Origin of the sequence: Burkholderia sp. 9779_493 (genome assembly GCF_015712215.1) — a bacterium.
Taxonomy (GTDB): domain Bacteria; phylum Pseudomonadota; class Gammaproteobacteria; order Burkholderiales; family Burkholderiaceae; genus Burkholderia; species Burkholderia cenocepacia.
In genome coordinates this window covers 112,622-121,565 of sequence record NZ_JACCQA010000021.1, presented here as the reverse complement: position 1 = coordinate 121,565, position 8,944 = coordinate 112,622, and the positions used below count along the sequence as shown (strand labels likewise).

Genomic DNA, 8,944 nt, shown 5'->3' with positions numbered 1-8,944 from the left:
GTGCGGCACATGCCGCACGCGCCCTTTTGCGCGATTCGTCGAAATGGCGGGCCGGCAGGCCCGCGTGCGCCGCTTAGCGCGCGCCGATCGAATACGGGCGGTTCAGCGCCGCGTCGCGATCGATCTTGCGCATGCGGAATTCGAGATCGTAGATGTCGGTGGCTTCGGCCAGGTACGCGTCGGTGCGCTCTTTCGCGGCCTTTTCAGCGTTCTTGGTCAGCATCAGGAAGAGGTGGCTCAGCAGGTACATGTTCGATCTCGCTATTCAAAGGTTCTGGACTAGGGTTTTCCCGAATTATAGGGAAAACCCTAGCCTTTGACCAGCGTCGATCAAACGATGCGTCGTTCGGTCGCCACAGTGCGCTGATTGGCTTCGAAAAAGGCCCAGATCATCGCGCTTGCGTCGGGGCCGACTGCCGCATGAAACGGCACGGCTTCGTCGCCGCCGGCCCACGCGTGATCGAGCCCTTTCACATGGCACAGCCGCACCACCGGCTCGCCGTCGCGGCACACATCGGTGATCTGGGCGCCCGTTTCGCGCGTCTCGACCCGTTCGCCGCCGCGCAGCGCGCCGCGGCTGTCGGCGAGCCCGTTCAGACGCATGAACTGTACGGTCAGTTGATCGGCATTCTTTGGCGCGACGACATGATCGCCGTCGCCCTGGACGATCAGCGCGGGCATGCCCGGATACGCGCCGCCCTCGACCAGCGCATCGACCGCCGCGGCCGGGTTCTGCCGCAGGCCGCGCCGCATCACGTCCATCGCGGTGATGCCGGAATTCGCCTCGCCCAGCGCCGGCCCCGAGTGCAATGCGACCGCCGCGAAACGGTCCGGATGGTGCAGTGCAAGAAGCGACGCCAGACCGGCGCCGGCCGACAACCCCGCCACGTAGACGCGCGACGCGTCGAAGCCGTGTTCGTCGACCAGCGCGTCGACCAGCGACACCACCGCATTCGCCTCGCCGCGCCCCGCGCGGTCGGTGTCCTCATACCAGTGCCAGCAGCCGTGCGCGTGCGCGCGCAGCGACTGTTCCGGATACAGCACCGCGAAGCCGTGCTTGTCGGCCAGCAGGTTCATCCGCGTGCCCTGCGCGAATTCGTCGACCGACTGCTGGCAGCCGTGCAGCATCACGACGAGCGGCATCGCGCCGCGCCGGCGGCCGGGCGGCACGTAGAGCCCGTACGCGAGATTCTGGACGAGGCGGCCGAGCGCGGGCGCCATCGGATGCTCGCCGCGCGTCCATTCGCCCGCGGCCCACGCGGCCGCGCGCGGCCGCACGCGCGATTCGCGTGGCGGGGACGGATCGGATACGGCGGAAGAGGTGGCGGCCTCGAGTGCGTCGCGTGTGATGCGCTGCGCATCGCGCGCCGCGCGCTTGGCGGCCGGAGACAGCATGCGTTTCATGCCGCCCAGCCATACCTTGGTCAGACTTTTGGTCATCGATCGGGCTCGCAGTCAGGAAAAATAGGGGCGCCATGAAGGCACCACAACGGGTGCATCGTTCGACTTTGTGCAATGCACCATAACATTGTTTCTGGGATTTTTCCTGCGCGCCGATAGTTCCCGGCGGCGCAAAAAACGGGCCTCATGCGGACGCGGCGCTATACTGGGGTTTCGCCGCTTGTATCCGTTGTAGTCGTTCTTCCCGGCTCGCGCGTTGATTTAAGCATCCTCCCCGCCTTCGTTCGTCCCCTTCCGATGTTCGACCTGTCCTCTCACCTGTGGATCATGATCACCGCGTTCGGCGGCGCCGGCCTGACCTTGCCGCTCGCGATCACGATTGCCGTCTGGCTCGCGCTCGGCTACTCGTGGCAGCGCGCGGCCGCATGGCTCGGCGTGCTCGCGGCCGCGATCGGCGTGGTGGCGCTCACCAAGATCGCGTTCCTCGGCTGGGGCATCGGCATTCGTGCGTGGGATTTCACCGGGTTCAGCGGCCATGCGATGCTGTCGACGTCGGTGTATCCGGTCGCGATTTTCCTCGCGCTGATCCGCACGCGCACGCCGGTGCGGATCGCCGGCATCGCGCTCGGCCTGGCGGCCGGCATCGCGGTGGGCGTGTCGCGCGTCGCGCTCGACGCGCATTCGCCGTCCGAATCGATCACCGGCTGCATCGTCGGCGCGATCGCCGCGCTCGCGTTCATCGCCGGCTCGTGGCGGGCGGTGCCGCACCGCTGGTCGGTGCCCGCGGTCGTCGCGAGCCTCGCGCTCGTCACCGTGGCGCTGCACGGCATCACGGTGCCGTCGCATCGCTGGGTCACGAAGGTCGCGCTGCAACTGTCGGGCCACGAGCGCCCGTTCGTCCGCGCGCGCTGGAAGGCCAACCCGAACTACCATCCCGCGTCGCAGCCATCGTCGCTGCAGCGCACCGAATCGGCGCCGCGCACGCTTCACACGTGACCGGCAGCCCGGCCGTCACGCCCGCCCCTTTTCACGTCTGACCATTTCATGCGCACCGTCGCATGAACAGTATGTCGAGCGTTATAACCCGCCCTATATTACGATTACGGTTTCCACCCATTCGAAACGAATCCACCATGCGCTCAACCGTCCGTCCGCTTCGCCGCACCCTGCTTCGCCTGCTGCCGATCGCCACGCTTGCCGCCGGGTTCGCGTTCAGCGCGCCCGCTTCCGCCGCCGACGAACTGGTCGTGTCGGCCGCCGCCAGCCTGACGAACGCATTCAAGGCCGTCGGCGACGCGTACGAGAAGCAGCATCCGGACACCAAGGTGCTGTTCAACTTCGGCGCATCGGACGTGCTGATGCAGCAGATCGCCAAGGGCGCGCCGGCCGACGTGTTCGCGTCGGCTGACCAGAAGGCGATGGATCGCGCGGTGAACGAAAAGGTGATCGTGCCCGGCACGCGCCGCGATTTCGCGGCGAACTCGCTGGTGCTGATCGTGCCGGCGGACAGCCACGCGGCCGCGCCGACGTCGCTGAACGACCTGACCGCGCCCGGCGTGAAACGCATCGCGTACGGCGACCCGGCCTCGGTGCCGGTCGGCCGCTACACCGAGGGCGCGCTGCGCGCGGCCGGCGTGTGGGATGCGGTCAGCGCGAAGGGCGTGCTGGCCGCCAACGTGCGCCAGAGCCTCGACTACGTCGCCCGCGGCGAGGTCGACGCGGGCTTCGTGTTCGGCACCGACGCCGCGATCATGCCGGGCCGCGTGAAGGTCGCGCTGACGGTGCCGACCCGGACGGCCATCACCTACCCGATCGCCGTGGTCAAGGACAGCCGCCACGCCGCGCAGGCGCAGTCGTTCATCGATTTCGTCGCGTCGTCCCAGGGCCAGGCCGTGCTGTCGACGTTCGGCTTCAAGCCCGCCAAGTGAGCGACTCGCGATGCAAGACGCCTGGGTCCCGCTGCTGCTGTCGCTGAAGGTCGCCGGCTGGGCGACCGCGCTCGACATCGTGCTCGGCGTCGCGGCCGCGTTCGTGCTCGCGCGCTGGCGCTCGCCGTTGCGCGACGTCGTCGACTCCGTGCTGACGCTGCCGCTCGTGCTGCCGCCGACGGTGCTGGGCTATTACCTGCTCGTGCTGCTCGGCCGGCGCGGCGTGTTCGGCGCGTGGCTCGACACGCTCGGCATCGAGCTGGTGTTCACGTGGCAAGGTGCGGTGATCGCGTCGATGGTCGTCGCGTTTCCGCTGATCCTGAAATCGGCGCGCGCGGCGTTCGAAGGCGTCGACCCGCATCTCGAGCGCGCCGCGCGCACGCTCGGGCTCGGCGAAGTCGCGGTGTTCTTCCGCGTGACGCTGCCGCTCGCCACGCGCGGGATTCTCGCGGGCGCGCTGCTCGCGTTCGCGCGCGCGCTCGGCGAATTCGGCGCGACGCTGATGATCGCGGGCAACCTGCCCGGCCGCACGCAGACGCTGTCGGTCGCGATCTACGCGGCCGTGCAGGCCGGCGACGACAACACGGCCAATTTCCTCGTGCTGGTGACGTCGATCACCTGCGTGCTCGTGCTGCTCGCGACCGGCTGGCTCGTGCCGTCGCGCGCCCGGCGGAGCCAGCTGACATGAAGCACCTGTTCCATCCGTATCGCCGGCGGAGGCCCGCATGAGCCTCGTCGTCGACATCCGCAAGACCTACGCGAACGCCGAGCGGCGCTTCACGCTCGACATGTCGTTCACCGCGACGACGCAGCGCGTCGTGCTGTTCGGACCGTCGGGCGCGGGCAAGAGCATGACGCTGCAGGCGATCGCCGGGCTGCTGACGCCCGACGCGGGCACGATCACGCTGAACGGCGAGCCGTTGTTCGACGCCGCGCGCCGCATCGACGTGCCGACCCGCGAACGCCGGGTCGCGTACCTGTTCCAGGACTACGCGCTGTTCCCGCATCTGAACGTGCGGCAGAACATCGCGTTCGGGCTCACGTCCGGGCTGCGCAACCCGCGCGCGAAGGCGGTGCCGCCGGAGGTCGCGTACTGGCTGCGCGCGTTCGACCTCGAAGCGCTCGCGGGGCAATATCCGTCGCAGTTGTCGGGCGGGCAGAAGCAGCGCGTGGCGCTCGCGCGTGCGCTGGTCGCGCAGCCGCGCATTCTGCTGCTCGACGAACCGTTCGCGGCGCTCGACGGCGCGATGCGCCAGCGCATGCGCCACGAGCTCGCCGAACTGCAGGCGCGGCTCGACATCCCGATGGTGCTGATCTCCCACGACCCCGACGACGTCGCCGCGTTCGGCGACCAGGTCGTGCAGTTGAGCGAAGGACGCGTGCAGGCGAGCCCGCCGCACGCCGAGTGGCCGACGCGCGTCACCTGAACGCGCGACGCCGTGGTCGTGAGCGTGGCGCCGGTCGCCACGTTGGAGCCTGAGAGAAGCCGCAGCGCGGCACATGCTGAAAGCGGACACGAAGCCGGTGCGATGCGGACGAACGCGGCACCGGCTTCGCGCCGTCACCGCACGCCGGCCACGGGAGCCGCGCGGGCGGCCGGGTCAGCCCGTCACCGCCAGGATCACGCTCGATGCCTTGAACAGCGCGATCGCCCGCCGGCCGGCGTCGAGCTGCAACGCATCGACGCTGTCGTTGGTCACGACGGCCGTCAGCGTCCCGCCGCCGTCGAGCGCGAGCGTCACCTCGCTGTTCACCGCGCCCGCCGCGACGACGTCGACGCTGCCGTGCAGCCGGTTGCGCGCGGACACTTTCAGATCGGACCCGCCATCGTCGACCGCGAGCACGACCCACGACGCCTTCACCAGCGCGCACGCGTCCGCCCCTTCCCGCAGCCCCAGCGCGTCGGCGCTTTCGTGCGTCAGCACGGCGACGACCGACTGTCCGCCGGGCAACGCAAGCGTCACCTCGTCGTTGACGGTGCCGCGCACGATCGACGCGACCTTGCCGAACAACTGGTTGCGCGCGCTGGTCTTCATCCCGATCCGGCCGATCAGCGCCCAGTCGACGTCGAAGCCGGCCACGGCCGCGCTCGCGGCCTCGATGAAGCGGCGATGCTCGCGCTCGATCGTGCGGAATGCGGCGATCAGCGACGTCGCGCGCGGCGTCAGCGTCGTGCCGCCACCGCCCTTGCCGCCCGTCGAACGCGCGACGAGCGGTTCGCCGGCGAGATTGTTCATCGTGTCGACCGCATCCCACGCGGCCTTGTAGCTGAGGCCGACGGCCTTCGCCGCGCGCGTGATCGAACCGGTGTCGCCGATCGCCGCGAGCAACGCGATGCGCGTCGCGCCGCCGAGCGTCTGGTCGCCGGCGCGCAGCCACAGCTCGCCGCCCAGTTCGAGCGGTTCGGCGGACGAGGAGGAATGCGGAGCGTCGGTCATCATCGGCATGCGTGCGGGAAACGGGCGGCCATTATAGGGTCGGCGCGCAGCGCTCAGCCCGGCTTGCCGTCGAGCTTCGGCGGCCGCAGGCTGGCCAGCAGCGTCTCAGCGTCGCGCGCCGCGCGCTGTTCGAGCGCGGCGCCGTAGCCGCGCACGAAACCGAGCTGATACGGCGGCGCCGCGAGTTGCTCGAGATGGTGCAGCGCAACCATCGCGTCGTTCGCTTCGCCGAGCACGCTCTGCACGCGCGTGAGCGTCTTGACCGTCTCGTTGCGCGTGCGGCGCGACGCGAGCGACGCGAAGAATTCGAGCGCGTAGCGCAGCCGCTTCGCGTCGATCCGCACCTGATGGCGTGCCGCCGTATCGAGCGACGTGAGCGACGGCGATCCATAGAGATCACCGAACAGCCGCCGCACGCGCTTGGTCGCGTGACGCCGCAGCGACGGTGCGTCGTCGTCGTCGGCCGCCGGCAGCGCGAGCGCGCTCAGCCATTCGAGCCAGCCGAGCGTCAGCCGCGCATAGCGGGCCGAATGCAGCGCCTGGCGCAGCTCGACGCGCGCGGCCATCGACTGCGCGCGGGCGGCGTCGAGCGTGCCGTCCCAGTCGCTGCCGCCGCCGTCGGCCGCGATCAGCGCGGGCAGGCTCTCGGTCGCGAACACGTCCCAATCGCGCACCGTGCCGAGCAGCGCGGCGAGCCAGCGCAGGTCGACGCCGAGCGTGTCCTTCCATTGATCGTCGGTAAAGCGCGGGAAGAAACGCATCAGCGTGCGCAGGCGGCGCAGCGCGACGCGCATCTGGTGCACGAATTCGGGATCGTCGCGCTCGAGCACGCCGCATTCGTTGCCGAGCCATTGCGCGGTGATGTCGCCGGACAGCGCGAACAACGCGGCGCGCTGCGTGCGGATGCCGGTCAGGTCGACGGACTGCGCCTTGACCAGCACGGCGGCCACCGGTCCGCCCGCACAGGTGCGGTCGATCACGCTCGTCAGTTGCACGAAGGCGGGCCACGCGCCGCTCAGTTCGCGCGCCGCGGCAAACAGCGCATGCAGCGCGGCCGTGCGCGCGGCGACGGTTTCCCAGTCGGGCGCGGCCAGGCGCAGCTCGACGTAGCGGCGCGGCGGCTCGCCTCCGCCATGCAGCGTGATGTCGTCGAGCGTCATCTCGACCACGACGCCGCTGTCGTCGGCCCAGCGCCCGCGCCGCCGCTCGCTGACGATGCGCAGCGCCGCCGCCTGGGCGCGCGCTTCGTCGGTGTCCGGTGCAACGCCGCCGGTTTCGGCAGCCGCCGCATCGGCCTCGGCCTCGGCTGCGGTACGTGTCGCGGGTATCGGCAGCGGCGTCGCGACGACGATCCCCGCGTGCTCCGCGTCGAACAGTTCACGCTGCGTGACGCCGGGAGCGAACGTCTGCGTGCGCGAGGCGACGACCCGCGTGCCGTGCGCGTTCGATTCGACCCAGGTCCACCAGTTCGCGCCGGGGCTCCGCTCGGCCTCCTCGATCTGGCACGGCTCGATCGTCACGCGCTCGTGGCCGCGCCGCATCCGGACCTGCGGGCAGATCCGCCACGCGCGCACGAGTTCGGCGCCGAACTCGCGCTGCGCGCCCCGGGCGCGGCTCGCGCCCTTGACCGGCCACCCTTCCAGCGACAGCGACAACACGATTTCCAGCACACGCGACATGGAGGCTCCTGCACATGAAGGACCGCCGGCGCATCGACCGCGCCGGCGTCGCTCGTGAAGCAGCTTCCATAGTACACGCCGCCCAAACGCGCAGGCGTCGATCCGGCCCCGCCGCCCTGTGGCAGGTCAAGCCGGCACGTCAGACCGCGTATTGCGCGATGCCGTTGCCGAACGACCAGTCCTCCTTCAGCACTTCGACCAGACTGATGAATACGTCTTCCTGCCGCACGCCGGGCTGCTGCGCGAGGTTCTCGGCGATCGTCCGGTACAGCGCCCGCTTCTGCTCGAGCGTGCGCGTGTTGTTCGCGGTGATCTGGATCATCACGAGATCGTCGCTGCGCTCGATATCGTAGTAGTGACGGCCGAACACGAAGTTCTCGGCCGCATGCTCGGTTACGACCATGAAGATGTCGTCCTCCGGCACGTTGAACGTGTGCATCAGCGCGCGGTGCACGCCGTCGACGAGGGCCCTGCGGTAGGCGGCCGGTTTGCCTTCGCGTACGGCGATACGGGTGAATGGCATGGTGCTGCTCCTGTCGGTGAGTGACGTTGAAGAACGAAAACACAGCGTCAGGTTAGGCGCGCCAACTTATAATGAACAGTCATTGATGAATATTTCATTCATTTTCATCTGAAATGAAAGTACTCAATCTCGATGCCGTCCGTGCGTTCGTGCTGGTCGCCGACCTCGCCAGCTTCACGCGCGCCGCCGATGCGCTCGGCACCACCCAATCGGCCGTCAGCCTGAAGCTGAAGCGGCTGGAGGCGCATCTCGGCAAGCCGCTGCTGGCGCGCACGCCGCGCGTCGTCAAGCTGGCCGCCGACGGTGAGAATTTCCTGCCGGCCGCCCGCGCGCTGCTCGACGCGCACGAACATGCGCTCGGCGCGATCTCGACCGGCACGGTGCGCCTGTCGCTCGGCGTCAGCGAGCACGTCGCGGTGCCCGACCTGCCGGCCGTGCTCACGAGCCTGCACCGGCAGGATCCGGGCCTGTCGCTGGAAATGCATCTCGGGGCGTCGACGAGCCTGCTGCCGCAATACGACGAACGGCGGTTCGACGCGGTGATCGTCCGCCACGAGCCCGGCGAAGATCCGCCGCGCGACGACGGCACGCTGCTGTTCACCGAGCCGCTGACCTGGCTCGCCGCGCCCGACTGGGCGCCGCGCGCCGGCGAGCCGCTGCCGCTCGCGGTGCTGGCCGGCCCGTGCGGCGTGCGGGCCGCCGCGCTGCGCGCGCTCGACCGCGCGGGGCTGCCGTGGCGCGAGCGCTTCACGGGCGGCGGGGTCGCGGCGGTCACGGCCGCCGCCGCGGCAGGGCTGGCCGTGTGCCCGCTCGCGCGCCGCGTCGCGCCGCGCACGCTCGTCGACGTCGGCGCGAAATTCGGGCTGCCGCCGCTGCCGCAATCGCAGGTCGTGCTGTATTCGCGCGTACGCGACGCCCGCGCCGCGGCCGCGTTGCGCAGGTTCGCCGACAGTCTTGCAATCTCGGCGTAAACTA

The 8,944-nt window shown here is 69.9% G+C and carries 10 protein-coding genes; 5 read left to right on the top strand and 5 right to left on the bottom strand.

The window, feature by feature from the left end; genetic code table 11:
* Nucleotides 1-73 precede the first annotated feature (73 nt).
* Complete coding sequence (locus tag H0X95_RS22285; protein WP_006486452.1) at nucleotides 74-250, bottom strand: DUF3563 family protein; 177 nt, start codon at nucleotides 248-250, stop codon at nucleotides 74-76.
* An 80-nt stretch (nucleotides 251-330) separates the two neighbouring features.
* A complete protein-coding gene (locus H0X95_RS22280) occupies nucleotides 331-1,440 on the bottom strand; it encodes an extracellular catalytic domain type 1 short-chain-length polyhydroxyalkanoate depolymerase (RefSeq protein WP_006496012.1) in 1,110 nt (369 codons plus the stop codon).
* Between the two features lie 258 nt (nucleotides 1,441-1,698).
* Here H0X95_RS22280 and H0X95_RS22275 point away from each other — a divergent pair, with 258 nt between their 5' ends.
* The 4 genes from H0X95_RS22275 to H0X95_RS22260 all read left to right on the top strand — a co-directional run bounded on the left by H0X95_RS22275 (nucleotide 1,699) and on the right by H0X95_RS22260 (nucleotide 4,756).
* Nucleotides 1,699-2,397 (top strand): phosphatase PAP2 family protein, encoded by a 699-nt coding sequence (locus H0X95_RS22275; RefSeq protein WP_006496013.1) that lies wholly within the window; start codon nucleotides 1,699-1,701, stop codon nucleotides 2,395-2,397.
* A gap of 137 nt (nucleotides 2,398-2,534) precedes the next feature.
* Nucleotides 2,535-3,329, top strand: coding sequence for a molybdate ABC transporter substrate-binding protein (gene modA / locus H0X95_RS22270; RefSeq protein ID WP_006486460.1), 795 nt, complete (start codon nucleotides 2,535-2,537; stop codon nucleotides 3,327-3,329).
* Between the two features lie 10 nt (nucleotides 3,330-3,339).
* A complete protein-coding gene (modB, locus tag H0X95_RS22265; RefSeq protein WP_006486472.1) occupies nucleotides 3,340-4,017 on the top strand; it encodes a molybdate ABC transporter permease subunit in 678 nt (225 codons plus the stop codon).
* Nucleotides 4,018-4,054: 37 nt separating this feature from the next.
* A complete protein-coding gene (locus tag H0X95_RS22260) occupies nucleotides 4,055-4,756 on the top strand; it encodes a sulfate/molybdate ABC transporter ATP-binding protein (protein WP_058902872.1) in 702 nt (233 codons plus the stop codon).
* A gap of 174 nt (nucleotides 4,757-4,930) precedes the next feature.
* On the opposite strand, the gene H0X95_RS22255 is transcribed toward H0X95_RS22260, so the two are convergent.
* From H0X95_RS22255 to H0X95_RS22245, 3 genes are all read right to left on the bottom strand, one after another.
* Nucleotides 4,931-5,767: a TOBE domain-containing protein gene (locus H0X95_RS22255; RefSeq protein WP_059722733.1), complete on the bottom strand. Its 837-nt coding sequence runs from the start codon at nucleotides 5,765-5,767 to the stop codon at nucleotides 4,931-4,933.
* Nucleotides 5,768-5,820: 53 nt separating this feature from the next.
* On the bottom strand, nucleotides 5,821-7,446 hold the full coding sequence (locus H0X95_RS22250) for a CHAD domain-containing protein (protein ID WP_059722575.1): 1,626 nt from the start codon (nucleotides 7,444-7,446) through the stop codon (nucleotides 5,821-5,823).
* Between the two features lie 139 nt (nucleotides 7,447-7,585).
* Nucleotides 7,586-7,969 (bottom strand): tautomerase family protein, encoded by a 384-nt coding sequence (locus H0X95_RS22245; RefSeq protein ID WP_006486465.1) that lies wholly within the window; start codon nucleotides 7,967-7,969, stop codon nucleotides 7,586-7,588.
* A 113-nt stretch (nucleotides 7,970-8,082) separates the two neighbouring features.
* Here H0X95_RS22245 and H0X95_RS22240 point away from each other — a divergent pair, with 113 nt between their 5' ends.
* Nucleotides 8,083-8,940, top strand: a complete 858-nt coding sequence (locus tag H0X95_RS22240; protein ID WP_059722573.1) for a LysR family transcriptional regulator — start codon at nucleotides 8,083-8,085, stop codon at nucleotides 8,938-8,940.
* The last annotated feature ends 4 nt before the right edge of the window (nucleotides 8,941-8,944 follow it).